Below are 26,974 nucleotides of genomic sequence, written 5' to 3' on the forward strand. Positions count from 1 at the left end.
CTGGGCAACCCCGGCTCATCCCACCCAGCACCCAGCGCAGAAGCAGCCTCTTGGTTGCGCTGCCGCAGCCCGGCATACCAGGGTGGACAATTCATGATTACCGAATATGGTCAAGTGATCAAGTCAATTGATCTTGATTTTTATGTTGCGTCGCGGCCACCGTTTGAACCCTTGAAATTCGAGGGTCCGGCCGACACTCGCGGGCCGGTGGCATCAACCCTGGGCGATAACCACCCGCTGGGTACGGCCATCCCCGAGGAGCGGAATGGCCTCGACTCATTTCATGGATTGGGGAATGACCTTGCGATAGCATTCGTCACCGCCGGCACCGGACCAGGGGGCTGGCGGCAATACAAAAAAGGGAGAACGCTCAATGGCTCGGATAGGCGCTGAAGAGCGCAGACAGGATTTTATCGAGGCCACCATCAAGGTGATCGCAGAGCACGGCATAGCCAACGCCACGACGCGGCGTATCGCGGCGGCGGCGGATTCGCCGCTGGCCTCGCTGCACTACGTCTTCCATACCAAGGAAGATTTGTTCTATGCGGTCTACGAGTCCTTGATCAACGTGCCGCAGCAGCACTTGTTGCAAGCGCCGGCAGGCAGCACCCCCGCAGAGTCGGTAGGGGAAATGCTGCGCCAACTGGTCAAGTGGTTCATCGCGCACCCCGAACGGGCCATCACCCAGTTCGAACTCTTCTTCTGGAACCTGCGCAACGACCCGGAAATGGCAGCGAAGATCTACACCGTTTCCAACGAAGCGACCCGGCAGGCCATCCAGAAGGCGACGGGCGATGCGCTGGACCAGGCCGCGCTGACCACTGTCAGTCAACTGCTCCTCAACCTCTTCGATGGCTTGCTGCTCGCCTGGATCGCTCACGGCAACCCCGAGCGCCTCGAGGCCGAGACCGAAACGGCCTGCCAGGCGGTGGAGCTGTTGGTGGCCAGCCACTGAGCCCCCCCGTCGGATGCGCCGTGCTCCAGGGGCACGGCAATCCGAGCCTCTGGATGCTCCTTGCAAGCCCTGCCAATCACCGCCCTGACGCCTCCAACGCCCTCCCCTGGATCAGCGGTGCTGCACGCCTAGCCCTGCGCCCTCCCCTTCGATCACGACGCCCTCGTTGCGGCTGGCCGAGCCAGCAGCTCGCTGGCTGACCCGGTTCAAATCGTCCCAAGAAAACAGTTCCGCAGTGCATTTTGCACCTTGCTCCGTCTGCCAGGCCGCCCCATCATGGTCAAATGATCAAGTCAAAAGATCAGTCTCTACAACACAACAATAGGAGGCGATATGTCCTCGCACACTGCTCTTCCGGTTGAGCCACTCGATATTCTGATCATGGGAGCCGGTGTGTCTGGCATCGGCGCGGCGGCCTACCTGCGACGCCATCAGCCAAACAAGACCTTTGCGATTCTCGAGTCCCGTGAGCGAATGGGCGGCACCTGGGACCTGTTCCGCTACCCCGGCATCCGCTCCGATTCCGACCTGTACACCTTCGGCTTCGACTTCAAGCCCTGGACCAAGGCGAAGTCCCTGGCGGACGCGGCAGACATCATCGAATACCTGCGCGAAGCCATCGACGAGCATGAGCTGGACGCCCTCATCCAGTACAAGCAGACCGTCATCTCGGCGAACTGGCAATCGGACAAGGGCCTGTGGGCGGTGCTGGTGGACGATGGCCACATGGGGCAGCTCCGCACTGTCGAATGCCGCTGGCTGTTCGGCGCGGGCGGCTACTACCGGTACGACCAGGGGTTCAGCCCCCGCTTCGAGGGAACCGAACGGTTCAAGGGGTTGATCGTCCACCCCCAACACTGGCCGGAGAACCTGGACTACACGGGCAAGCGTGTCGTCGTCATCGGCAGCGGCGCGACGGCCGTGACCCTGATTCCGGCCATGGCGGACAAGGTCTCCAGCATCACCATGCTGCAGCGCACGCCTTCCTACATCATCAACCAGCCGGCCAATGATGCGGTCGCGGCGTTCTTCCGCAAGGTCCTGCCCGAGCAGGCCGCCTACTCCCTGACGCGCTACAAGAACGCCAGGATCACCCTGGCCTTCTGGGCCTTCTGCCAGCGCTTCCCCAAACTTTCCCGCAAGCTGCTCCTGTGGCTGACCCGCAAGGAGCTGCCGAAGGACTACCCGGTCGACGTGCATTTCAATCCGCCCTACAACCCCTGGGACCAGCGCCTGTGCACGGTTCCCGAAGGCGACCTGTTCAAGGCGATCAGCGCGGGCAAGGCCGACATCGTCACCGACCATATCGAGTGCTTCACCGAATCCGGCCTGTTGCTGAAGTCCGGCAAGACCCTGGAAGCCGACATCGTGATCACCGCCACAGGGCTGAACGTGCAGATGTTCGGGGGCATCAGCCTGTACAAGGACGACAAGCCCGTCGTGCTGAGGGAAACCCTCGCCTACAAGGGCACCATGCTCTCCGGCGTCCCCAACTTCGCCTTCGCGGTGGGCTACACCAACTCCTCCTGGACCTTGAAGGTGTGCCTGCTGTGCGACCACTTCTGTCGCCTGCTGGGCTTCATGGACAGCCACGGCTACAACGTCTGCGAACCCATCGCGCCGGACGGGATCGAGACCCGCCCGCTGCTGGATTTCGGTGCCGGCTACGTGCAACGCGCGCTGGACAGCATGCCGCGTCAGGGGCCGAGCGAGCCCTGGGTGATGTCGATGGACTACTTCCGCGATGTCAAGCTCCTGCGCCGCGGCACGGTGGCCGAGGAGTGCCTGGCGTTCTCCTCGGTGCCCAGCGCGCCCCTGCACGCCAAGGTCGAGCTGCAACAACCAGGTAGCCGCGGATGAGCCCCGATCGCTTCTGCGAACTGCCTGGCGCGCGCAGGATCTGCTATCGCAGCCACGGCCACGAAGACGCACCGGCGGTGCTGCTCATCGTCGGCCTGGGGCTGCAGCTGACCTACTGGCCGCAAGCGCTCATAACCGGACTGGTCGAGCGGGGATTGCGCGTCATCACCCTGGACAACCGGGACTCGGGCAGGTCCTTCTTCACCGACGTGACACCGCCCTCGGTCATGCAGCAGTTCTTCCGCAAGCGGACCCCCGGCTATGACCTGGGGGACATGGCCAGCGACGTCATTGCACTCATGGATGGCTTGCAGCTGGAAACGGCGCATGCCGTGGGCATGTCGATGGGCGGCATGATCGCCCAGACGCTCGCGGCGCGTTACCCCACGCGCATCAGGACCCTCACCTCCATCTTCTCCACGACCGGCTCACTGCGCGTAGGCCAGCCCGCGCTCAAGGCCATCTTCAAGCTGCTGCGCCGCCCCCCGCGCAATCAGCAGGAAAGCGTTCGCGACTACCTGGACATCATGCGCGTGATCGGCTCGACGCTCGAGTGGGGCGAGGTGGCGATGCGCGACTACGCCACGGAGGCCTGGGAACGAGGGGGCGGCGAGGCCAGCAACCTGGGCACGGCGAGGCAGATCGGCGCAATCATCAACTCGGGTGACCGTACCCAGGAACTCCAGGGCATCCGTTGCAGCACGCTGGTCATTCATGGGGACAAGGACCTCATGGTCGCGACCAACGGAGGCTTCGCCACCGCCGCGGCGATCCCCGGGTCGAGCCTGGTGCTGTTGCCCGGAATGGGTCATGACCTGCCGAAATGCCTGACAGGCACGCTGCTGTCACTTCTCTCGGGGCACATGCGCTAGTACCGACCTCCTTTTGGGGCGTGCAGCTTGCCGCCCCTTTTTTTATTCAACCAGAGGCTTCTCGCAGCACCTTTCGCAGGACACAGAACAACAAGATTCCGGCTTGTTGAAACCGTCAAGCCGTACTTCAAGCGCCCGAGCCGTCAAGACGAACTCGCCCGGGTGCTCCTCCACTGCCCTTTCGACAATCACAACAATCGAGCAAGAGGTCTGTATGGAATTCAAGTTCTTACTCCCCAGCAAAGTCGTCATGGAACCCGGCCTGCGCGAGCGCACCGGTGAGCATCTGCAGGCACTCGGCCTGAGCCGCATCCTGATCGTGACCGATCCCGGGGTGAAAGCAGCCGGCCTGCTGGACAGCGTCTACGCCAGCCTGGAGAAGGCCGGCATCGCCTTCGAGGAAGTGGCGGACATCAAGGCCAACCCACGCAGCGAAGACATCAACCAGACCGCGCAGCGGTACCGGGGCACAGGCATCGACGGCCTGCTGGCCGTGGGCGGCGGCAGCGCGATGGACGCGGCCAAGGCCATCAGCCTGCTGCTCACCCACGACGGCCGCATCGAAGACTACGAAGGCTCGTTCACGCTCAGCCATGCCATACCGCCCATCGTCGCCATTCCGACCACGGCGGGCACCGGCAGCGAGGTGACCTGCTTCTCGGTGATCACCGACACCGCCCGGCACTTCAAGATGAACGTCCTGGATTATCGGATCGGCCCGGTACTGGCACTGCTCGACTCGCACATCACCGACACGCTGCCCGCCTCGATTGCCGCCGCGACCGGTATGGATGCGCTCACCCACGCCATCGAGGCCTACACCTGTCGCGTGTCGAACCCGATCAGCGACGGCCTGGCGCTGCATGCCATCCGCCTGATCAGCCAGCACCTCAAACCCGCCGTGCAAGAGCCGGAGAACCGGGAAGCCCGGGAGCAGATGCTGGTGGCGAGCCTGATCGCCGGCATGGCATTCGGCAACGCCGACGTCGGCAGCGTGCACTGCATTTCCGAAGCGATCGGCGGCATGTACGACACGCCGCACGGCGTGGGCAACGCGATCTTCCTGCCCTTCGTATTCGGCCACAACCGTGACGCCGATATCGTCCGCCATGCCCAGGTGGCCTATGCGCTGGGGATCGACCCCAGGCTTTCGCCGGTAGACGCCGCCGAGGCCGCTGTCAGCCATCTGTTCCAGATGAGCAAGGACCTGGGGATCCCCCGCTTCGCCGACGTCAGAGGCGTGCGCGAAGAGGACTTCCCGACCCTGGCGGAAAACTCCAAGCAGAACTTCTCGGACGCCAGCAACGCCAAGTCGATGTCCGTGCAGGCCTACCACGACATCATCACCACCGCTTACAACTTCGTCGCGTGAGGGGGGCCGGTCATGAATCAGTCAAACCCCGGCGCCTCGTTGAGGCGCACCCTGGGCCCGTTCTCCGTGCTGCTGTTCGGCCTGGCATTCCTGGCGCCCCTGATCGTCTTCGGCACCTACGGCGTGATCTCGCAGGCAAGCGGGAACACCACGGCGATGGCCTATCTGGTCGCGGCAACCGGCGTGGTGTTCACGGCGTTCAGCTATGGCCGATTGGTGAAGGTGTTCCCGGTGGCCGGCTCGGCCTACACCTATACCCGCAAGATGCTGAATGCCAATCTCGGCTTCATGGTGGGTTGGGCGGCCCTGCTCGATTACTTCTTTATCCCGATGCTGATCTGGCTGCTCGGCGCCAGCTACCTCAACATGGCGTTTCCAGAAGTCCCTCAGTGGGTGTGGATCACCGGGTTCATCCTCTCCACCTCGCTGCTCAACGTCCTCGGCATCCAGGTCGCCAACCGTTTCAACCTGCTGCTGATGGCGGTGCAACTCGCCACCATCGCCGTGTTCATCGGCCTGTGCGTGCACTACATCGTGGCGGCCAACGGTCCTGGCGGGCTGCTGTCGGCCAGGCCGTTCTTCGACCCGAACGTGCCCTTCGCCACCACCATGGCCGGCGCCGCCATTGCCGCGTACTCGTTCCTGGGCTTTGACGCGCTGTCCACGCTGAGCGAGGAGACCCGCGACCCGGGCCGGACGCTGCCGCGCGCCATCGTGCTGGTCGCGTTGATCGGCGGCACGATCTACGTCGGCTCCTCGTACTTCATGTACCTGGCGCACCCCTCCCCCACCTTCGAGCAGGTGGATGGGGCAGCCTTCGAGATTGCCCGGATGATCGGCGGCGACCTGTTCTTCGCCGTGGTCCTGGCGGGGATCATCGTCGCCCACTTCGCGGCGGGGATGTCCTTCCAGGCCAGCGTGGGCCGGCTGCTCTACGCCCTCGGCCGGGACAACCAACTGCCCCGCAAGCTGTTCGGCGTCCTGCACCCCCGCTACAAGACTCCGGCCTTCAACATCCTGCTCTGCGGCGTCTTCGGCACCGCCGGTTTTGGCTTGACCATCGCCACCGCGACATCACTGGTCAACTTCGGCGCTTTCCTCGCCTTCACCGCCGTCAACCTGTGCGCGTTGCGACTCACCTTCGATGCACGCACCAGGGATGGAGCCGGCCTGCTGCTCGGTGTGCTCTTCCCCTTCATCGGCCTGATCACGGCCGGGTGGATGCTGGTCAGCCTGGACAAGGACGCGCTGATCATGGGCTGTGGCTGGCTCGCCCTGGGGGCGGTTTATCTCGCCTGCCGGACCCGCCTCTTCCGCCACCCCGTGCCTGACGCGCTGGTGTAGCGGGCGCTTTCCAATCGAACCCCCTGACGACAACCCCACGGCAAGCCCCTGGCCTTGCCGTTCAATGGCGAGAATCGACATGCAAACAAAACTCCTGATCAATGGCGCCCTCGTGGCCGGCGAAGGCGAGAGCCTGGCCGTGTACAACCCTTCCCTGGGCAGCGTCCTGGTGCAGACCACCGAGGCCAGCAGTGCCCAGGTCCAGGCCGCGGTGAAAAGCGCGGATGCGGCCTTCGACGCTTGGTCGCAAACGCCGCCCAAGGACCGTGCGGCACTGCTGCTCACCCTTGCCGACAGCATCGATGCCCAGGCAGCGGTGTTCGCCCGCCTGGAAGCGGACAACTGCGGCAAGCCCTACAGCGCCGTGCTGCAGGACGAACTGCCGGCCGTATCGGACGTGTTCCGCTTCTTTGCCGGTGCCGTCCGCTGCCTGCAGGGCTCGGCGGCGGGCGAGTACCTGCCGGGGCACACCTCGATGATCCGTCGCGACCCGGTGGGCGTCGTCGCGTCCATCGCGCCCTGGAACTACCCCTTGCTGATGGCGGCCTGGAAGCTCGGTCCGGCCCTGGCCGGTGGCAACACCGTGGTCCTGAAGCCCTCCGAGCACACCCCAATGAGCACCCTGAAGCTGGGGGAACTGCTCGCCGAGATCTTCCCTGCCGGCGTGGTCAACATCGTCCATGGCCGTGGCGCCACAGTGGGAGAACCGCTCACCAGCCACGCCCGGGTCCGCATGGTGTCGCTGACCGGCTCCGTGCGCACCGGCAGCCGGATCATCGAAGGCACCGCCGACAGCGTTAAACGCATGCACATGGAGCTGGGTGGCAAGGCGCCCGTGCTGATCTTCGACGATGCCGACATCGACGCCGCCGTCGAAGGCATCCGCGCCTTCGGTTTCTACAACGCCGGCCAGGACTGCACCGCCGCGTGCCGCCTCTATGTGCAGAAGTCGGTCTACCCGGAATTCGTGCGCAAGCTCGGCGAGGCGGTGTCCAGCATCCAGTGCGGGCTCCAGGACGACCCTTCCACCGAGATGGGCCCGCTGATCACCCAGGAGCACCTGGAGCGCGTCGAGGGCTTCGTCAACCGCGCCAGGGAGCTCCCGCATATAGAGGTCGTCACCGGTGGCAAACGGGCGGCGGGGAACGGGTTCTTCTTCGAACCCACCGTCCTGGCCGGCGCCACGCAGGAGGATGAAGTGGTGTGCCGTGAAATCTTCGGCCCGGTGGTCACGGTTACGTCGTTCGAGGACGAAGCCCAGGCCCTGGCGTATGCCAATGACTCCGACTACGGCCTGGCCTCGTCGGTGTGGACGGCCGATGTGGGGCGCGCCCATCGCCTCGCCGCCCGCCTGCAGTACGGCTGCACCTGGGTCAACACCCACTTCATGCTGGTGAGCGAGATGCCCCACGGCGGGGTGAAGCTGTCCGGGTACGGCAAGGACCTCTCCATGTATGCCCTCGAAGACTACACGGTGGTGCGCCACGTGATGTTCAAGCACTGACGCCCCCAAGACGACGCTTCCCCACTACTTCCAAGAGGTTATGCATGAACAATATCGAGACGTTCGAGAGGCTCGAGTCCAACGTGCGGATGTACTGCCGCGACCTGCCGCTGGTGTTCGATACCGCCCAGGGCAGCACGATCCGCGGCGAGGATGGCCGCGAATACCTGGACTTCTTCGCCGGCGCCGGTGCGCTGAACTACGGCCACAACGACCCGCGCATGCGCGATGCCCTGATCGCGTACCTGTCGTCCAACGGCGTGACCCACGCCCTCGACCTGCACACCACCACCAAGCGCCAGTTCCTGGAGTCGATCGAGCGTGAGCTGTTCAAGCCGCGCGGCTGGGACTACAAGGTCCAATTCACCGGCCCCACCGGTGCCGATGCCGTCGAGGCCGCGCTGAAGCTGGCGCGCAAAGCCACGGGGCGCACCAAGGTCGTCTCGTTCTATGGCGCCTACCACGGCATGACGGCCGGCGCGCTGGCCGTCACCGGCAACCGCACTCGCCGAGGCCCCGGGCTCTCCAGCGACGTGGTGTTCGTGCCGTACGAAGACAGCCCCTACGGCGCGTTCGACAGCATCGGCTTCCTCGAACGCCTGGCCAACGACCAAGGCAGCGGCTCGGAAATCCCCGCGGCCGTGATAGTGGAATCCGTGCAGATCCAGGCGGGCGTCTACCCGGCCTCCAACGCCTGGTTGCAGCGACTGCGCAAGTGGACCACCGATCACGGCGTGTTGCTCATCTGCGATGAGATCCAGGCGGGCTGCGGCCGCACCGGCGACTTCTTCGGCTTCGAGCGCTCCGGCGTCGTGCCGGACCTGATCACCTGTGCGAAATCGATCGGCGGCTTCGGGCTGCCGATGGCGATCCTGTTGATTCGCGCCGAACTGGATGTATGGCAACCCGGCGATCACATCGGCACCTTCCGTGGCAACCAGCTGGCGTTCCTCACCGCCCAGATCGCACTTGGCTATTGGCGCGACGAGCAGTTCCTGAAATTGCTCGCCGCCAACTGCACGGCCATGGAACGAGCAGTCGCCGACTACGCCGAGATCCCGGGCGTCGCCTCCGCGCGCTGCCGCGGCATGATCGCCGGCATCGACTTCGGCCGCGGCAACGTGGCCTTCGCCAAGGATGCCCAGCAGCGCGTGCTGCAGGCCGGCGTGCTGGTCGACCGCTGCGGCCCGAACGGCGAAATCATCAAGCTGATGCCGCCGGTGAACACCCCCACCGACCAGCTCGAACAGGGCCTCAAGGCGTTCGGCGAATCGGTCGCGGCAGCGCTTAGCCAGTAACGGCACACGCCTGTGTGCGGCCAGTCTCGATACAGGCCGCACACAGGCTCATCGCAGGCAGCAGACAATCCGTCCGTGGCAGGAAATCACGCCAATGAGCAACGTCAATTCGATCGTGCAGAACGATCTGTCTTCGCTGATCCACCCCTACACCAACCTGGCGCAACACCGTGAGACAGGCCCTTTCGTGATCACCGGCGGGGACGGCGTGCGGGTCTTCGATGACCAGGGCAACGCCTATATCGAAGCCATGTCGGGCTTGTGGAGCGTTGCCCTGGGGTTCAGTGAACAGCGGCTGGTCGACGCCGCCATCGAGCAGTTCAAACAGCTGCCCTACTATCACAGCTTCAGCCACAAGACCAACGCCCCGGCGGCGGCGCTCGCCGCCAAACTGGCCGAGCTGGCGCCCGGCGATCTGAACCATGTGTTCTTCACCAACTCGGGCTCCGAGGCCAACGACTCGATGGTGAAGATGGTCTGGTACGTGAACAACGCGCTGGGCAAACCGCACAAGAAGAAGTTCATCTCCCGTCAGCAGGCGTACCACGGCACTACAGTGGCCTCCGCCAGCCTGACCGGCATCCCGTCGATTCACCGCGACTTCGATCTGCCCGCCATCCCGGTTCATCACCTGACCTGCCCGAACGCCTACCGATTTGTCCGGCCCGGGGAAACGGAAGAGGCCTTTTCAGCACGCCTGGCGGATGAGCTGGAGCGCTACATCCTGGCCGAGGGAGCGGAAACCATCGCTGCTTTCATCGGCGAACCGCTGATCGCGGCGGGCGGCGTGATCCCTCCGCCACAGGGCTATTGGGCGGCGATCCAGGCGGTGTGCAAACGCTACGACATCCTCGTGGTGGTCGACGAAATCGTCACCGGCTTCGGCAGGCTCGGCACGATGTTCGGCTCCCAGCTGTACGGCATCCAGCCCGACATCCTGGTGCTCTCCAAACAGCTCACCTCCTCCTATCAACCCCTGGCGGCCCTGGTGGTTTCCGACGCCATTCACGACGTGCTGGTCAGCCAGAGCCAGCGCCTGGGTGCCTTCGCCCATGGGCTGACCTGTACGGGCCACCCCGTCGCCACCGCCGTGGCGCTGGAAAACATCCGCATCATCGAAGAGCGCGACCTGCTGGGCCATGTCCAGCGCCTGGCCCCTGAATTCCAGCGCCGCCTGCGCGCATTCGCCGACCATCCCCTGGTAGGCGATGTGCGGGCGGTCGGGCTGGTGGGCGCTATCGAGCTGGTGGCGAACAAGGCCACCGGCCAACCGTTCGCCCAGCCCGGCGTGTTGGGAGGCTACCTGTTCAAACAGGCACACAAGCACGGGCTGATCATCCGCGCCATCTACGACACGATCGCCTTCTGCCCGCCATTGATCACCACACAAGACGACCTCGACGCGATCTTCAGCGCATTCGATCGGGCGCTGGCTGACGCGACGGACTGGGCCCGGTCACAGAACCTTCTGTAAACAAAAACAAGAACCTGGAGTGTTGAATCATGCATAACCCCGTTGATACCGGTTCAGGCTTCGACGTATCCGTCGTGGGGCTTGGAGCCATGGGCACGATCATGGCGCACGTGCTGCTCAAGCAAGGCAAACGCGTAGCGGTCTGGAATCGCTCACCCGACAAGGCACAGGCACTCGTGGCTGCCGGCGCCCACCTCTGCGACAGTGCGCACGCCGCGCTGGCGGCGAGCCCGGTCACCCTCCTGGTGCTTCTGGACAACGCGGCGGTACTCGAGGTTCTGGAGTCTGCCGAGGTGAACCCTGCACTGGCCAACCGCACGATCGTCAATTACACCACCGAGTCCCAGGAAGAGAGCATGGCGCTCCAGGCGCTCGTCAACCGTGCGGGCGGTCACTACGTCAAGGGCATGATCGTGGCCTACCCGCGCAACATCGGCCACGCCGAAACCTACTGCATCCATACCGGCGAGCGGGAAGCCTTCGAGCAGCATCGTGCACTGCTGCAGGTGCTGGCGGGCCACACCCTGTTCCTGCCCTGGGAGGAAACGTACGCGTTCGCCGCCCTGCTGCATGCCCATTCGTTTGCCGCGATGGTGGCGTTCTACGAAGCAGTGGGCACGAGCCAGGCATTTGGCATGCCCGCTGCCAAGATGGCCCGGCTGATTCTCGACACGTCGCGCTTCTTCGTCGCCGATGCACTCGAGGAAGCCGTGCGGCGCCTGGAACAGCAGGATTTCGCGGGTGACCAGGCAAGGCTCGACGTGCATGCCAGTGCCTTCGCAGAGATTGGCCAGGCCATGCAGGCAGCCGGTGCCTGGACGCCGGTGTTCGACGCCGTGTGCCAGGTGGCTCAGCGTGCAACGTCGATGGGTTTCGGCGACCAGGACATCGTGGCCACCACCCAGGCGTTCGCGGCAGCGGCCCTTCCCTCGCAACCCTAGCGTTAGCCGGCGCTGACCCGCCCCGTCAGCACGGGGCTTTCCAGGTCCGCGCCAGTCTCACAAAGGCCCATTTAATGGCGCGCTTTATCAAGTCTCCGCAGGCGCCACGGACCAGACTCGACGGCAATTACAACAATAAGTCCGGAGGTTCCTATGCGTGCTTTTGCTTTTCTACTGGCGGGCCTGGCGCTCGCCCTGTTCCTGACGACCCACACCCCGAAGCCTTACGTAGAGAATCGCGCGGCCGTGCGCACAGGGCACCCGGTCGCGAGCATAGGCGATATCTTCCGCCACTATTGATGGGCGAGGCCCGGCGCTGATTGCTCCCGGCGCCGGCCAGTCCCACCTACCGGCGCGTGCGCCCTCGCCCCAGCAGACGCGGCTGGCGCTGGATGCCCTGGCTCTTCTGCCAGTTCAACGGGCTCATGTGGAACCAGCGGTGGAAGGCGCGGCAAAATCCGCTGGCGTCGGAGTAGCCGAGCATCGTGGCCAGCTCGCCGATGTTGACCGAAGGCCTGGAAAGATACGCCTGCGCCATGCACTGCCGGACCTCATCCAGCAACTGCTGGAAAGTCAGACCTTCGTGCTCCATGAGCTGACGCAACTCGTTCGGCGTCACCGCCATGACACTGGCCACCCTCTCCGCCGTAGCCCGCCCGGCGGGCAGCAGCTGATGCAGCAACTGCTTGATCTGGTCGGACAGGTTGTCGCTGGAGAGCGGCTCCAGGCGCTGCATTCGCCTGGCGACCACCTGGTGCAACGCCTCGTCGGAGGCCGCATTGGGCCGGTCCAGGATCGCCGGCTCGAACACCATGGCCAGAGCGTGCGCACCGAAGGTCGGCGCCATGCCCAGGGCCTGGGCATAAAGGGCCGTGTCGGTGCTGGCCGGGTGCCTCAGCAACAGGGCGCTGGGCAACCAGTGCTCCCCCACCAGCGCCCGCATCAATTGAATACCCACCGCACAGGCCAGCTCCTCGGCCTGGCGCACGCCGGGCACGTTCGGCTGACGGACGTGATAGCTGAGGGTGACCCACCCGCCTTGATGGTCCAGCCCCACCTCGGCGGCACCGTTGTAGAGCGCGTAGTGGTTGCGTAACTCCAGCAACGCCTCGCCGACCGTGCGCGTATTGCGCAGCAGGTAGAGCAGATCGCCAAAGACGCCCGGCGCCTGGAACAACCCGTATTGCAGGCCGAACAGCGCATTCCCCGAATGCAGGCTGCAGGCCTCCAGCAAGGCGCAATATTGCTGGTAGGGGAAAAGGCCGTCCTCGTGTTGCACGCTGTGGCTCGGCAAGCCGATGTGCCTGAGCATCTGCACGGGATCGAGTCCCTGCGCCGCAGCGAACGCATGGAACCCGGTAAGGCTGATCGCCCGAACGAAAGGAACGGTGGCCATGGGGGTCACACCTCGGCGGATGGCGGTGGCGACGCGGGGCACGTGGCGTTCGGATCGGGCTCCGGCGCCTGGTGCAGTTGGCGTTTCCATTGTTGCGGGCTGACGCCATGCCAGCGGCTGAACGCCCGGGAGAACGCACCGAGCTGGGTGTACCCCAGCAAGTCCGCCACCTGCGTCAGGCTGATCGAGGCGTCGCGGATCAGGCGTGTGGCCACCGCCTGGCGCGTTTTGTCCAGCAGCGCCTGGAAACTCGTGCCCTGTGTCAGCAGGTAGCGCTGCAGGCTGCGTGGGCTGACAGTCAGGTCCATGGCGATCTGCTCCACCGTGACGCGCCCGTGGGGCATCCGGTTGCGAATCAGCCGTTGAACGTGGAGGGGCAGCGACTGCAAGCTGATGTCCGCCAGTTCCTCCTGAAGCTGCCGCGCCAGTTGCATGAACCGTTCATCCTGCACGGCGAGCGGTGTATCCAGAAGAGAGGGGGCGAAGACCCAGGCGTTCTCCAGGCTGGAGAAGCGCGGCGTCACACCCAGCAGGTACCGGTAGGCAGCCGGCGCCACAGCCGCGCCATGCTGCAGGAGCAGGGCCTGGGGGCGCCACAGGTGCTTGAGCAGGCTCTGCATGAGTTGCGCGCTCATGCCCATGGCCCATTCCACGGTCTGCCGTACGCAGGGAATCTCGGCATCGGTGACCTGGTAGAGCAACCGTGCGCTGCCGGCATGCCGTTCGATACGGAACTGCACCGCAGTACCGAGCACATGGGAATGCCGGCTCAACGCGTGCACCACCTCGCCGACGCTGTGCGCGCCCTGAATGGCATGCAGCAGGCTCCCCATGCCGCGCATGCCATGCTCCAGGCCGAACTGCAGCGCGAACAGGCCATTGCCCGAACGCTGCGCGCACAACGCCAGCAGCTGATTGAACTGCCGGGTTTCGATCGCCGCGTCGAGGTCGCCCGGACCGAGCGAGACCGCTGCCATCTGCACACGTGGCTCAAGACCTTGCGCGATGGCGAAGTCGTCAAAACCCAGTAACGCGCTACCCAGGATGGAGGACGTCATCATTGAAGGTCCGGCTCACGACTTCTGGTCACTGACGGGTACATGGATTGCCTGAATTTTGGCGGATGATGTGAAGCCTTTCCTCGGGATGATCCAGCAGACTCGATCGGCCTGGCGGCTGGCCGGAAGGGTGACCACGCATCACCCTTCCGGTCGGTCGCCGCCTGCCGAGCGACGGCAGCTCGATCAGCCTGCGTGGTCTGCGGTTTCCGCTGCCTGTTGCCGGGCCCACTCGCGCAGGACGAACTTCTGGATCTTGCCGGTAGCGGTCTTGGGCAACTCTGCCAGCGTTACATGCCGTGGCGCCTTGAAATGCGCCAGGCGCTCGCGGCACCAGCGAATCAGATCATCACCCGTGGTCGTTGCCCGGGCATCGGCACGCAGGCTGACGAAGGCCTGGGGGGTCTCGCCCCAGCGCGCATCAGGGCGCGCCACCACAGCGGCCTCGATCACCCCGGGGTGCTGATAGAGCACCTCTTCGATTTCCAGCGAGCTGATGTTCTCGCCCCCGGAAATGATGATGTCCTTGCTCCGGTCCTTGATTTCCACATACCCGTCCGGATGCAGCACGGCCAGGTCACCCGTGTGCAGCCAACCGTCGGCCAGGGCGCTGCGGGTCGCCTCCGGGTTATGCAGGTAGCCTTTCATCACCGTGTTGCCGCGCACCACCAGCTCGCCCAGGGTGGTTCCGTCCGCGGGAACCGGCTGGCCGGTGTCGGCGTCCAGCACAGTGGCTTCCTCCAGCATCGGGTGGGCCACGCCCTGGCGGCTCATGAACCGGGCCCGGTCCTCCAGCGGCAGTTCGTCGACGCCCGGCTGCCACAGGCACAGGGTGCTGGGGCCGTAGCTTTCGGTCATGCCGTAGGCGTGGGTGATGCTGAAGCCAAGCGCCTCCATGGCGGCGATCACTGCGCTGGGTGGCGCGGCGCCGCCGGTGATGACCGACACCGGCCCGCCGGGCGCGCCGGCATGCTTGGCATGGATCAGCATCGACATCACCACCGGCGCGGCACTCAGGTGGGTCACGCCATGCACGGCGATCGCGGCGTGAATCGCTTCCGGCTGCACCTTGCGCAGGCAGACGTGGGTGCCACCCGACAGGGTCACGGCCCAGGTGTGGCTCCAGCCGTTGCAGTGGAACATTGGCAGGGTCCACAGATACACGCTGCGCGGCCCCAGCTGGAAGATCAGGGCGCCGGCGCAAGCATTGAGGTAGGCGCCGCGGTGGTGCAGAACCACGCCCTTGGGGTCGCCGGTGGTCCCGGAGGTGTAGTTGATGGCGATGGACTGCCATTCGTTGCGCGGTGCAGTCAGCGGTCGGTTGACGTCGCCCTGGGCCAGGAAGCCCTCGTAGTCCAGATCAGCTACCGGGTCGCCGCCCTCGGCCTGGGCATCGTCGATGCCCACCAGCAAAGGCGGCGTCTCCAGCATCGCCAGCGCCTGGCGGACCACCGCGCCGAACTCACGGTCGCAGATCAGCACCCTGGCTTCGCAGTGACGCAGGATGAACGCGATGCTGCGTGCCTCCAGGCGGATATTGATGCACACCAGGACCGCCCCGGCGCCGGGTACGCCGTAGTGCGCCTCCAGCATCTCGGGGATGTTCGGCGCCAGGATCGCCACCCGCTCGCCCGGCTGTACGCCGACCCGCTCGAGGGCGCTGGCCAGGGCGCAACTACGCTGGTGCAGCTGTTGGTAGCTGTAGCGGCGGTCGCCATAGACCACCGCGTCGCGCTGCGGGTAGACCTGCGCAGCGCGCTTGAGGAACGACAGCGGCGACAGCGGCACATGGTTGGCCGCGTTGGGGGCCAGGTCGTGTTCGAAGCTCCGCGTCATCATGCCAGGCACCTCGTCCATGGGCAGTCCAGGGGTTGCACGCACCTATCTCTCTCCTGTTTCTTGTTGTCTTGATCGAGCCTTGCAGCGACCGACGAACACCCGCGCTGCGCGACCCGCCAGCACGGCGCCTAGAGGCTGCCGCACAGATGGCCGCCATCGACCACGATCTCGCTACCGCTCATGCCCCGCCCGGCGTCGCTGGCGAGCAGCAGCAAGGCCCCGTCGAGGTCCGCCGGCTGGTTGAAACGCCGGCTGGGAATACGCGCACGCAACTTCTGCCCCGCTTCGCCGGCCAGGAAGGCCTCGTTCAGGTCGGTCATCACATAGCCCGGCGCCAGGGCGTTCACCCGTATGCCGTGGCGCGCCAGCTCCAGGGCCATGGCCCGGGTCAGGTGAGCCAGGCCGGCCTTGGCCGCGAGATAGGGGCCAACGGCGCCGGCCACACGGCTGGCGAGGATCGAGGTGACGTTGATCAGGCTGCCGCCCTTCCCCGCCGCGACCATGCGCCGGGCGCTTTCCTGGGCCACGGCCCAGGCGCCCTTGAGGTTGGTATCGAGCACGCGATCCCAGCTGTCATCGTCGCAGGCCAGCAAGGGTTGGCTGTCGCTCACCCCGGCGTTGTTGACCAGCACATCCAGCGGGCCCGCGGCATCGAGCACCCGGCAGATATCCTCGCGGCAGGTCACATCGAGGGCGAAGGCACGGGCGCGTCCCCCCGCCCCCTCGATGGCCTCCACCAGTTCCTGCAGCGGCGCCTGGCGCCGGGCCGTCACCACCACCTCGGCGCCCGCGGCGGCCAGGGTCATGGCGAAGTGTCGGCCCAGGCCACTGGAGGCACCGGTCACCAGGGCACGGCGACCGTCGAGGGAGAACAGTCGAACCAGGTCGGGCTGCATCAGTGGCTCCCCGGGCGCTGGCCGAGCAGCTTCTTCGCCAGGCTCATCCGGTGCACTTCGCTCGGGCCGTCGTAGATACGGAACGGACGGATGTCACGGAAGATGCGCTCCACCACCGTGTCCCCGGTCACCCCGCGCCCGCCCAGCACCTGCATGCAGCGATCCACCACCCGCCACAGCGCCTCGGAGCTGATCACCTTGGCCATGCTCGAATCGACATTGCCCCGCTGGCCCTGGTCGAGCACCCAGGCGCAGTGCCAGACCGCCAGGCGCACCACATGCAGGTCCATCTGGTTGTCGGCCAGCATGAAGCCCACGCCCTGGTGCTCGCCCAGCGGCTTGCCGAAGGCGTCGCGAGTGCGTGCATAGTCGCAGGCGATGTCGTGGGCACGGCGTGCGGCACCGAGCCAGCGCATGCAGTGGGTCAGGCGCGCGGGCGCAAGGCGCACCTGGGCGTAGCGGAAGCCCTTGCCGATCTCACCCAGTACATCGCTCGCCGGCACCCGCAAGTTGTCGAAACGCAGTTGGCCGTGACCGCCGGTGAAGCAGCGGTCCAATGAATCCAGCTGACGCTCGTGGACGATGCCCTCACGCTGCATGTCGGTGAGGAACATGGTCGCCGTGCCGTCTTCCATGCGCGCCATGACGATGGCGAAGTCGGCCCCCTCGGCGCCGGTGATCAGCCATTTGCGGCCATTGATCACGTAGTCGTCACCGTCGCGGGTGGCGGTCGTGCGCAGCATCGACGGATCGGAGCCCGAGCCCGGCGCCGGCTCGGTCATGGCGAAGCACGAGCGGGCACGCCCCTGGACCAGCGGCCGCAGCCAGCGGTCCTTCTGCGCCTCGGTGGCGACCACGTCCATCAAGTGGATGTTGCCTTCGTCCGGGGCGTGGATGTTCAACGCCACCGGGCCCAGGGGCGAGTAGCCGGCCTCTTCGAAAACGACGGCCTTGGCCACGTGGCTCAGCCCCAGGCCGCCCATCTCGTGGCTGGCATGGGGGGTCAGCAGGCCCACATCGCGTGCACGGTCCAGCAGGTCCAGGCGCAGGGCGTCACTGGGGCCGTGGGCGCCCTGGCGGGGGTCGTTTTCAAAGGGGATCACCTGTTCCGCAATGAAGTCTCGGGTCTTGGCCTGCAGCGCCAGGAGTTCGTCCGGGAGGGAGAAGTTCATGGTTGTCCTTGTGGGGCGAGTCGGTCGTGAGGAGTGGGAGTGGCCAGCCGTGCTCAGGGCACGGCCTTGGGATTGCTGATCGCCAGCTGGGCGAGCGTGATTGCGCGCAATGCGCCAACCAGGTTGCGGCGGGCGTGCGGGGCATCATGTGCACCGGCACGGATCGCGCCCGCCAACTGGCGGCGGGTCTCGGGCAAGGTGGCGGGCGCCCCATCGACCAGAGCCGCCAGGCGCGTCCGCTCCTGGTCATCGAGCACGGCCTTGGCGCGGCTTTCCCGGGCGGCGATGGCCATGGCATTGGCGATCATCAGCACCGGATAGCGCAGCTCGCCGGGCAACGTCGGCGCGACCTGCTCCAGCAGCGTCTGGCGGGCAATGTCGAGCAGTTCAGCGGCATTCGGCTGGGTCATGGCGCATCGGCTCCAGTCATGTTCAGGATGTCGAGTTCAAGCTCGGGCAACAGGCGTGCAGTCAATGCCAGCTCGAGGGAAGGCTCCTCACCGGAGAGGTGGCGCTGGCCCTGCTGCAGGGCGATCACCGCCCAGCGCAGGGTGGCCATGACCTGCCAGTAATGCAGTTGGCTGCGCTCGATGCGCAGAGCGGACAGCTCGTGGTAGCCCTGCAGGAAATCCTCCAGCACGCCGATACCACCCGCCTCGAGGTCGGGCCGGGTGAAGCGCCAGCAGGGGGCGGTAAACCAGCCCAGGTCTTCGCAGGGGTCGCCCCAGCCGGTGAACTCCCAATCCAGCACGGCCTCGAGGCCCTGCTCGCTGGCCAGGTAGTTGCCCGTGCGGTAGTCGCGGTGCAGCAGGCACAGATCGCTGCTGGGCGGAGCCTGCAGCTCGCACCAGCGCAACCCCCACTCCAGCACCGGATAGGCATCGGCGAGGGTGTCGAGATAGCGGCGATAGGCCTTGATGGTCACCAGCGCCGGCGAGCTGTCCGGCAGGGGCAGGAAATCCAGCGTGGCGCACGGCGGGCGGACCTGATGCAGACGCGCCAGGTTGGCACCGAGCTGCGCCGCCAGCCGCGATTGGCCCTGGGCTCCGGCGCCCGCGCTGAGCAACCGCCCGGCGGCGATACCCGGCACGTACTCCATCAGGAAGAACACCCGGCCATGGACGCGAACATCGCGACATAGCCAGAGCGGGCGCGGCACCTTCACGCCGGCCTGGTGCACCACCTGCAACACGGCGAACTCCTGTTCGCGATCGAGGCTGGCGGGAAGCGCGGAGAGGGCATCGCTGCGCAACACCCAACGCCGGGAACCGGCCCACGGGCCGCCCTCTATCTGCAGGTCCAGCAGCCAGTTTTCCTGGATGGCGCCACCGCTCAGGCGCTTGCGGGCCTGGATGACCACCCGCGTTGCCGAGGCCTGTTCGCGGATGAAGTCGACGAGGCGGTGATCATCGGACCGGGCCTCCGGCGTATCGCTGGCCGGAGAAATCGTTGGAGAACTGCTCATGGATCGGGGGGCTCTGCCTGGGTTTCGAATGGGCAGACACCCGGGAGCAAACCCTGGGCCAATTTCCCGAGAGTTCGCTGCAGGCCTCAGGCAGCCTGGGTTTGGGCATTCCCAGAGACCGCAGCGACAGGCCTGTCGTTGCAAATATGCAATCCATTCATTCAGTATCGAAACACTTCAACAATGAACAGACCCAGCCATGAACCCTCCCTCCTCCCAGGTCGTCGTGCTGATAAGCCACCTGCAACGCCCCGAGCAACGCAGCCGACTCGCCCATGTGGTCACCAGGCTGACGCCGGACTATCCCGACACCCATATCGAGGTCCTGGATACCTCGGTGACCGAGGCGTTGCAGACCGCCCGCGAACTGGAGCAGACGGGCAAGGTCGATGTGTTCGTCTGTGCCGGGGCCACGGCCGCCTACCTGCGCAAGCACCTGACGCGCCCGGTCCTGGCGATGCGAGTGGGCGGCGGCGACCTGCTCCGGGCATTGGGGCAAGCCAGTGAAATCTCCTCGCAGGTGGCCGTGATCAGTTACAGGCGCATCAACCAGGACCTGCAGGCCATGGCCACGCTCTTCACGGTGCAGATTCACCAGGCCGCCTACACCTCGCTCGAAGAGGCCCGCCAGGCCGTAGAGCAAGCCGCCCAGCTGGGCTGTCGCAGCATCATCGGCTCATCGACGGTGGTGGAGCTGGCGGAACAGGCAGGAATGCATGGCGTGCTTTCGCTGAGCGAAGACACCGCGCGAAAGGCCCTGGAGGAAGCCATGGGCATTCTCGACAGCCAACGCATCGAGATCGCCAAGCGACGGCATCTGGATGCCGTGCTGAAACACATCCCCGCCGGCGTCGCGGCGGTCGACAACCAGGGCGTGGTGCAGTCGCTCAATCCGGCCCTCGCCCAATTGCTGGAGCTGCCGATCAGTGCCGCGCTGGGGCGACCGCTGGAGCAATTGTGTCCGGAGCTGGACCTGCAGCAGGCGCTGCAAGGTGGCGCCAGCGAGGAAAACCGGGTGATCCGCCTCGGCTCGCACGCGGTGGTCAGCAATCTGCTGCCCATCCTGGAGAACGGCGAGCGCACCGGCCTGGTCCTGACTTGCCAGGACATCACGGCCGTGCAGCGCGCCGATCAACGCATCCGCTCCACCCGGCGTCCCGGCGCGTTCGCCGCTCGCTATCGGCTCGACCAGCTGGACGGCAACAGCAAGGCCAACCGCGAAATGCTGCAACTGGCCAAGCGTTTCGCCACCAGTCAATCGACCATCCTGATCACCGGCGAAAGCGGTACTGGCAAGGAGCTTCTGGCCCAGGGCATCCACAACGAAAGTCCACGCTGGAAGAGCCCCTTCGTCGCCATCAACTGCGCCGCGTTTCCCGAATCCCTGCTGGAAAGCGAGCTGTTCGGCTACGAGGAAGGCGCCTTCAGCGGCTCACGCAAGGGCGGCAAGCCAGGCCTGTTCGAAGCCGCGCATCGGGGCACGCTGTTTCTCGACGAGATCGGCGACATGCCCGTGTCGCTGCAGACCCGCCTGCTGCGCGTGCTGCAGGAGCGCGAGGTCCTGCGCCTGGGGGGCACCGAGCCGATTGCCATCGACGTGCGCATCATTGCCGCCACGCACAAGGACCTCGGCGCCGCCATGAACGAGCGCGAGTTCCGTACCGACCTGTACTACCGGCTCAACATCCTTCGCCTGCAGACCACCCCTCTGCGCGAACGCCCCGAGGACATCCCCCTGATCTGCCGGGGCATCAGCCAGCGCCTGCTGACCCAGGGCCAACCCACAGGCGCGGCCGCCATCACCGAGGCCTTGCAACCCTACCTCTTGCGCCACGCCTGGCCAGGGAACGTCAGGGAGCTGGAGAACGTCATCGAGCGAGCGATGCTCTCCGCCAATGAAATCCTCCACGAGCACGGCGTGGATGAGCAGTACCTGGCGCGCGTCCTGCCCGAGCTGCGGGAAGGCCTGACCCAACCAGCCCCCCAGAAGCAACGACCGCGCACAAAGGAGGACTTGCACACCATCGGCAAAACCGCGCAGCTGCAACACATACAGGAGACGCTGGAAAGCTGTCAGGGCAATCTGGACGAAGCGGCGCGTCGACTGGGGATCAGCCGGACCACGCTATGGCGACGGCTTCGCTTGGCAGATTAGGTGGGGCGTGGGTGGGCTCTTTCAGCTGTATCAGACACGACGTCAGAGGCAAGGAGAGGGCTCCTTGCTTGTAGTTTTTGCGACTCCATTCGCTGTTTGTGGTTGATCATAAAGGGCAGCTAACGGCCAGAAGCAGCCAATTAGAAATAGGCCCCACCGGTTGACTACTAGGCTGAACTTGCTCCCTCCCTCAAGTAGCTATCTACTTTCCCCGAAGCGCTTTTGGAGCTTGCTGAGCTCGCGACCTTTTCCGAATTTACCTTCAATAACCTCGAAATCTTGCTGACTCAAATTAGCAGCGTCGACATCCCGAAGTACCGCCTGGCTGCCTAGCTGAAATGCCAGCTGTGCGAGGCTCGCCTTTATCGCCATTGAGGGGCATTGGGGAAGACAGTTCAGTAAGGCTGTTGCCGAGCGGTAACGAATGTCCTGATCTGTTATCAGCGAGCACAGCTGCTTCAAATCCTCACTGACGGCGTCGGCCGCCTCCGGCGCAGAGGGCAATGCAAGGATATTGGTCGCCAGATCGATCAGCTCCTGGGGGGGCTGCACAGTTCTGAGCGACAATAGTTGCCGCCAAAGGCGGCGCCTCCCTTGATCAGCAACCTCTGTACTCAGTACCGACTGCTTGAACACCTCATAGGCTGCCGCACCTAGCGATAACGCCCACAATGTAAGACCTTGATCAGGAAGATCACTCGTACCTATTGGTCCCTTCGCAACGATTTGAAGTGTTGCTGCTAGCCGTTCTGGCGGACTCTGATTTTTCGCAGCGTTCGCCCAGACATTTTTCAACCACTCCACTTCGTGCGCCTCACTCCAATGGATAACATCGGGCAGCTTGGCGAGCTGATCTGCTGACAGTGCTACGGTGGTGCGTGTGAGGAAACTCTCTGCTTCGACCGGGTGGTTGTGCCAAATGATGCATGCCACCTCACTCAATATTGCGCCATTCTCGGCACCTACGAGGCCAGCGCTAAGAATTGACTCGAGCGAGTGCAGCAGTCCGTGCTTGGCCTCCGCAGGGTATTGTCTTGCTAGCTGAGTTGCAGCGTCGAAGATGACTTGCGGGTTGTAGCCTGACTGAACCTCCTCGCTGGTTGGCCAGGTTCCTGCAAAGTACTGGTGCAGCACGTTGCATTGGGCGGGATAGCTACTGGCATTGGAGAACGTGTTATGCAGGCTAGCCCCCACCGTGGCCGGGTCTGCATAGTGGTAAACCTTCGAAAGTCCTGGCAGTAGAGATTCCAAGGTAGTCACGGCACTGCTGACTTTTGTATGAAGACCAGCCAAAGCCTGGTTCAAATGCGTTTTGAGCTCGCCAGAGCTCCAGCAATTCGCCGGAATTTCTTGAACTGCCATCGAATACAGCGCATCAAAATTTTCCGGAGGGGTGGAGGAGGTAAATCCGCTATCGAAGTATGCTGAAATTTTTGCTTTCACCGCCCCGGGCAACCTAGCAAAGGAGCGGTAAAGAGCTGCGCTGCAATTCGCGGTGAGGGTATCTCCGAACGTTGAAACCCACTGTGAGCCTACGTCTGATACCAATCCGTCGTCTCGGAGAATGACTCCTTCGTACAAGGCCACAGCGTCGTCTTCGTAACTGGGCCCAGTCGCCAAATTGCTTGCTAAGGCGCCAAGTTTAGATTTTGCCTCCGCAGTCAGATCACCAAACCGTGAGGACGCGATATTCAACAGCAGCCGGAAGCCACGTTTGTAATCCACTGTTGGTTCTGGATGAGTGATTAGGATATCGGAGATGCCAATCAAGCAATTAGATAAAGGCTTCGTGTCGGCGAATTGCTGTGACTGCTCCAGTAAGGTCAGTGCGCACCCTTGCAGTTCAACTGTTGGTAACGCCAGATACTGCTTCACTAGAGGCCAAAGTGCTGCGCGACTCTGCTCGCCAGCCTGTGCGAGGCCAGCAAACAATCTATCAATGCGCTGCGCGGCTGCGATCAGGTCGATGTCAGCACCACGCCCTGCCTCAACCTCGGTAGCAAGGAGCAATGCGTAGTCATTACCCAACATGCTCAGGAGCATGTCTTCATAGTTTTTTATCCACTCTTCGAGCTGGCCAAAGCCGAAGTTATAAGGGGTAGTGCCTGTATTGAGATCACGAACCTTGAGCCATTCGATTAGTGCTCGATCTTGCTTGGCCGGCAAGCCACTTTTTTGTCGAACCTTCAAAACAATTGCAGATGCCTGAAGCACAAGATCTTTGGCCTCGTTGAGGTTCGGGCTCTGCATCGTTTCGCGCATGAACTCAATCTTACGATTGGTGGTGAGCAGGTCATCGATCAGCTCCGCCGCTATCTGGCGCTGCTCCTGAGTGTTGGCACTTTCCAATACACGATCGATCTTGGGCAGCCCTACCATAGATCTCAGATCGATGGATGCTGCCAACTCAGTGCACAGCGGCCCTAGAATTAAGCGCCGCGTGCGCTCAGGTAGATACTCCAGGAGATTCGCTATGACCCGCAAAGCGTTGTGCCTACGGCTCAGTGTCTCAAGATGCAGGTCGCTAATCATCTGGTGAAGTAGGTGCGCTTGATCCTCACTGAGCACCACTTTATCTGCCCGCGGCGATAGAAACTCAATGACGCCTTTTGTATCTCCGGACATCAACAGACCATGCAGAGCACTGGCGCCTGCACCAAATTTCCGACTGATTGGGTCCTCGGAAAGCAGTAGTAAGCTCTGTAGTGAGTCAGGCCACCGAACACCCACGAGGCTCGCAAGAAACTGCCGCAACTCCCTGCAGCCGTCCCGTACTTTTGTCAGACCGTTGTCGTATGTGACATAGCGTTTGAGAAGCAGCGGCTGAGCCTCAATCGGCTGCTCCATCACCGAGTCACCATTAACAAGAATGGCAGTCAGTCTGTTGAGTAGCTGTGGGTCATCCTGAAGATCACGATAGAAGTCAGGGAAGCTCACGCGCGCGGCACTTAGTGCACCTAATGAAATCGGGTGCCCTGTCACAGCATGCTCGTGCAATCCGCCTGGCAGATCTCCAGCGCTTCCTTCCACTTCGCGACGCTTAGCCAGCCACCACGACTGCGCAAATGCATTTACGATCTGAAGAGCGTTCCGAGGGTCAATAACACCCACATGGATCATTCGATCGATTACTTGTTCAGAACTTGAGCCACGTTCCTTTAAGTCGGCAACGATTTTGTCGAATGATGAAAGATGGGAGAGCGCGAACTTCCGCATATCGCTGCGAGGAGGTGGTGGAATCTCCAAGCGGAACTGAAAGATTCGATCTAGATAGCGGCGCGCATCAGTATGCGTAAACACAGTACCAGGTTGCTCAGGATTTCCTCGCCCGTGTGCTAGAGCGTATGCAACCTTGGCTTCATCACACGAAATCACGAAAACAAGCCCAAGACCTAGAGGAAGCTTGTCCGGTGGGATCTCCATAAATGCCCTTACGGCATCCAGGCCTAACACCATTTCCTCTGCAGAGAGCCGATCCAGGTCGTCTACGAAGATAACGAGGCGCTCGCAGGCCTCTGCCCGCTTCAGCAAACCCGCTCGTTGTTTGAAGGTCTTCAACTGCTCAAGCAGCATCTCCTCGTACTGCTCAGTGCTCGCGCTAGGCAGCGACACCTTCGTTATCGACCTGTAACTGTCGACCTTTGAAGGCTTAAGGTGCTTGAGTAGATAGCTATAGGCCCCGGAGATAGCGAGAACGAAAGTAGACTGTACGTAGGGAGTATCCCAAGGCAGGATTTTTAGCCCGATTACGATCAAGCCAATCAGAAACAGCATCGCAACTAAAAAGGCCGGAAGAGGCATTGCCCAAGCGCGCCATAATTGGCTTGTGTATTCCTTCACACCTTTCCACTGTTCCTCCGAACGGGTCACATTTCGGAATAACCTGTCATGTAGCGCCTGCTCGTCTCCACCCAGCTCCAGAAATACATGCCGAAGAAGTGCACGCTTAATGTCCTGGTCTTTACCCCCGAAGCGCCAAGCATTAAAAGTGATGCTCTTGAAGCGATGCATCCTAGGCTCACCGCCCGCCGATTTCGATGCATCGTCTTCTAAGCCGCGAATGTATAGCTCTTTGATAGAGCTTTTGCCTGTCCCCCACCCGCCCAGCAGTCCGATACTGAATGGAGGCGTATGGTGCTCAGACTCGACCAAGCTTCGCAGGGCTTGAGCAAAGTGCCTATGGCCAAAAGCATCTTGTTTTTCAGTGGAAATCTGCCGATCAAGCACAGCCGGCATCGAATCATGTGCGCCCTGCATACACCACGCTCCCTTCATCTGCGATTAATGGCTGGGGGCCACCATTGCTATGAGCCTACTTGATGTAGAGGGTGGATTTCTAGGCGGCTTGAGGTGGCCCAACGCGCCTACAGAACCAAATTGCTTCAAGCTAAAAGTCGAGCCACTTACTGGCTACAACGATGGTCCTCGACCGGCTGCTAATGGCCGAACAGCTCACTGGCTTCACAACTTTTCATCAGGTCCGCCTTCTAAGATTGCGATCTCCTCACGGCTCTCCGTCGGATCCATCACATAGCGGATCTCTTCGACGAAGCCATCACGAGCGAGCCGTTCGCTGTCGAACGGGTTGAGCAGGACGAAGGTCCGCGCGTAGCCGGCGATGATGCTGACCAGCCCACATGCCTCGAGCAGGCTGGCCTGGTCGATCAGCCCCTCAGGAAATTCGCAATCTCCCCTGCAGCGCTGTCCAGGTGCTGCTCATGGGTGAAGCCGGAGGCCTTGAGCGGCTTGAGGTCGTGATCGCCCGAGGTCAGCCAGTGCAGCCGGATCGACGGTGACAGGTCATAGCCGCTGACGGCGGTGCGGTCGCCGAGGGCGTCACGCTCGCCCTGGATGATCAGGGTCGGGGTGTTCAGTTCGGCCAGGTGCGCGACCCGGGGTTTCTCCGGTTTGCCGGCGGCATAGAAGGGATACCCCAGGCAGACCAGCGCATCCGCGCCCAGCTCGTCGGCCAGCAGGCTGGCCATGCGACCGCCCATGGATTTGCCACCAATGGCCAATTGCCCCGTGACTTGCTGTCGCACCTCGGCATGCACGGCACGCCAGTGATCGAGCAATTGCCCCTGGGGATTCGGCGGGCGCTTGCGCCCGTCCTCACGCCGCGCAGCCATGTAGGGAAACTCGAAACGAACCACCGCAATGCCGCGCGCGGCAAGCTTTTGCGCCATGTCGTCCATGAAGGCGCTGTCCATCGGCGCCCCCGCACCATGGGCCAGCACCAATGTGCTCTCGATAGGGCCCGAAGGCCGGTTCCACAACAACATAGGGAAATCTCCGGTGGACGGCGTCCGTTGATCCAAATCAATAGGACTTGAAGGGGCTTTCACCATGCTTCGCACGCAATTCCAAGAAACC

General features: G+C 63.6%; 20 protein-coding genes. 11 read left to right on the top strand and 9 right to left on the bottom strand.

Going from position 1 to position 26,974, the window contains the following annotated elements; all coding sequences use genetic code 11:
- Window positions 1-93 precede the first annotated feature (93 nt).
- The 10 genes from RTW82_RS07825 (at window position 94) to RTW82_RS07870 (ending at window position 11,620) form a co-directional block, all read left to right on the top strand.
- Entirely contained in the window at window positions 94-393 is a 300-nt protein-coding gene (locus RTW82_RS07825) for a hypothetical protein (RefSeq protein WP_316924768.1), read from the top strand.
- The gene (locus RTW82_RS07830; protein WP_236208032.1) at window positions 374-955 is read left to right on the top strand and encodes a TetR/AcrR family transcriptional regulator; all 582 of its coding nucleotides are present in this window, start codon (window positions 374-376) and stop codon (window positions 953-955) included. Before RTW82_RS07825 ends, RTW82_RS07830 begins: the two co-directional genes overlap by 20 nt.
- Before the next feature lie 333 nt (window positions 956-1,288).
- Window positions 1,289-2,815 carry a flavin-containing monooxygenase gene (locus tag RTW82_RS07835; RefSeq protein WP_184488827.1) on the top strand — a complete coding sequence of 509 codons (1,527 nt, stop codon included), beginning with the start codon at window positions 1,289-1,291 and terminating at the stop codon, window positions 2,813-2,815.
- Entirely contained in the window at window positions 2,812-3,687 is an 876-nt protein-coding gene (locus RTW82_RS07840; RefSeq protein ID WP_271658216.1) for an alpha/beta fold hydrolase, read from the top strand. The genes RTW82_RS07835 and RTW82_RS07840 overlap by 4 nt, the downstream gene beginning before the upstream one ends.
- 214 nt (window positions 3,688-3,901) lie before the next feature.
- Window positions 3,902-5,059 (top strand): iron-containing alcohol dehydrogenase, encoded by a 1,158-nt coding sequence (locus RTW82_RS07845; RefSeq protein ID WP_316924769.1) that lies wholly within the window; start codon window positions 3,902-3,904, stop codon window positions 5,057-5,059.
- A 12-nt stretch (window positions 5,060-5,071) separates the two neighbouring features.
- Window positions 5,072-6,403, top strand: a complete 1,332-nt coding sequence (locus tag RTW82_RS07850) for an APC family permease (protein ID WP_316924770.1) — start codon at window positions 5,072-5,074, stop codon at window positions 6,401-6,403.
- 79 nt (window positions 6,404-6,482) lie between these two features.
- On the top strand, window positions 6,483-7,907 hold the full coding sequence (locus RTW82_RS07855; RefSeq protein ID WP_316924771.1) for a gamma-aminobutyraldehyde dehydrogenase: 1,425 nt from the start codon (window positions 6,483-6,485) through the stop codon (window positions 7,905-7,907).
- Window positions 7,908-7,951: 44 nt separating this feature from the next.
- Entirely contained in the window at window positions 7,952-9,205 is a 1,254-nt protein-coding gene (locus RTW82_RS07860) for an aspartate aminotransferase family protein (protein ID WP_316924772.1), read from the top strand.
- A gap of 94 nt (window positions 9,206-9,299) precedes the next feature.
- A complete protein-coding gene (locus RTW82_RS07865) occupies window positions 9,300-10,679 on the top strand; it encodes an aspartate aminotransferase family protein (protein ID WP_316924773.1) in 1,380 nt (459 codons plus the stop codon).
- Between the two features lie 29 nt (window positions 10,680-10,708).
- Window positions 10,709-11,620 carry an NAD(P)-dependent oxidoreductase gene (locus tag RTW82_RS07870; protein WP_316924774.1) on the top strand — a complete coding sequence of 304 codons (912 nt, stop codon included), beginning with the start codon at window positions 10,709-10,711 and terminating at the stop codon, window positions 11,618-11,620.
- Between the two features lie 346 nt (window positions 11,621-11,966).
- Here the strand turns inward: RTW82_RS07870 and RTW82_RS07875 are convergent, their stop codons facing one another.
- From RTW82_RS07875 to RTW82_RS07905, 7 genes are all read right to left on the bottom strand, one after another.
- Window positions 11,967-13,016 carry an AraC family transcriptional regulator gene (locus tag RTW82_RS07875; protein WP_316924775.1) on the bottom strand — a complete coding sequence of 350 codons (1,050 nt, stop codon included), beginning with the start codon at window positions 13,014-13,016 and terminating at the stop codon, window positions 11,967-11,969.
- A gap of 5 nt (window positions 13,017-13,021) precedes the next feature.
- Window positions 13,022-14,077, bottom strand: a complete 1,056-nt coding sequence (locus tag RTW82_RS07880) for an AraC family transcriptional regulator (protein WP_316924776.1) — start codon at window positions 14,075-14,077, stop codon at window positions 13,022-13,024.
- Window positions 14,078-14,260: 183 nt separating this feature from the next.
- Window positions 14,261-15,910, bottom strand: coding sequence for an acyl-CoA synthetase (locus RTW82_RS07885; RefSeq protein WP_410478781.1), 1,650 nt, complete (start codon window positions 15,908-15,910; stop codon window positions 14,261-14,263).
- A 131-nt stretch (window positions 15,911-16,041) separates the two neighbouring features.
- Window positions 16,042-16,809 (bottom strand): SDR family NAD(P)-dependent oxidoreductase, encoded by a 768-nt coding sequence (locus tag RTW82_RS07890; protein WP_316924777.1) that lies wholly within the window; start codon window positions 16,807-16,809, stop codon window positions 16,042-16,044.
- Window positions 16,809-17,981 carry an acyl-CoA dehydrogenase family protein gene (locus RTW82_RS07895; protein ID WP_316924778.1) on the bottom strand — a complete coding sequence of 391 codons (1,173 nt, stop codon included), beginning with the start codon at window positions 17,979-17,981 and terminating at the stop codon, window positions 16,809-16,811. Before RTW82_RS07895 ends, RTW82_RS07890 begins: the two co-directional genes overlap by 1 nt.
- A gap of 53 nt (window positions 17,982-18,034) precedes the next feature.
- On the bottom strand, window positions 18,035-18,391 hold the full coding sequence (locus RTW82_RS07900; RefSeq protein ID WP_316924779.1) for a DUF6285 domain-containing protein: 357 nt from the start codon (window positions 18,389-18,391) through the stop codon (window positions 18,035-18,037).
- On the bottom strand, window positions 18,388-19,446 hold the full coding sequence (locus tag RTW82_RS07905) for a phosphotransferase family protein (RefSeq protein ID WP_316924780.1): 1,059 nt from the start codon (window positions 19,444-19,446) through the stop codon (window positions 18,388-18,390). Before RTW82_RS07905 ends, RTW82_RS07900 begins: the two co-directional genes overlap by 4 nt.
- Before the next feature lie 199 nt (window positions 19,447-19,645).
- Here RTW82_RS07905 and prpR point away from each other — a divergent pair, with 199 nt between their 5' ends.
- Window positions 19,646-21,601, top strand: a complete 1,956-nt coding sequence (gene prpR, locus RTW82_RS07910) for a propionate catabolism operon regulatory protein PrpR (protein ID WP_316924781.1) — start codon at window positions 19,646-19,648, stop codon at window positions 21,599-21,601.
- 198 nt (window positions 21,602-21,799) lie between these two features.
- On the opposite strand, the gene RTW82_RS07915 is transcribed toward prpR, so the two are convergent.
- Together RTW82_RS07915 and RTW82_RS07920 are read right to left on the bottom strand one after the other, a co-directional pair.
- Window positions 21,800-25,858 carry a P-loop NTPase fold protein gene (locus RTW82_RS07915; RefSeq protein ID WP_316924782.1) on the bottom strand — a complete coding sequence of 1,353 codons (4,059 nt, stop codon included), beginning with the start codon at window positions 25,856-25,858 and terminating at the stop codon, window positions 21,800-21,802.
- Window positions 25,859-26,265: 407 nt separating this feature from the next.
- Entirely contained in the window at window positions 26,266-26,949 is a 684-nt protein-coding gene (locus RTW82_RS07920; protein ID WP_410478767.1) for an alpha/beta fold hydrolase, read from the bottom strand.
- Window positions 26,950-26,974 lie beyond the last annotated feature (25 nt).

The sequence above is a fragment of the Pseudomonas sp. zfem005 genome (genome assembly GCF_032621735.1).
GTDB lineage: Bacteria > Pseudomonadota > Gammaproteobacteria > Pseudomonadales > Pseudomonadaceae > Metapseudomonas > Metapseudomonas solani.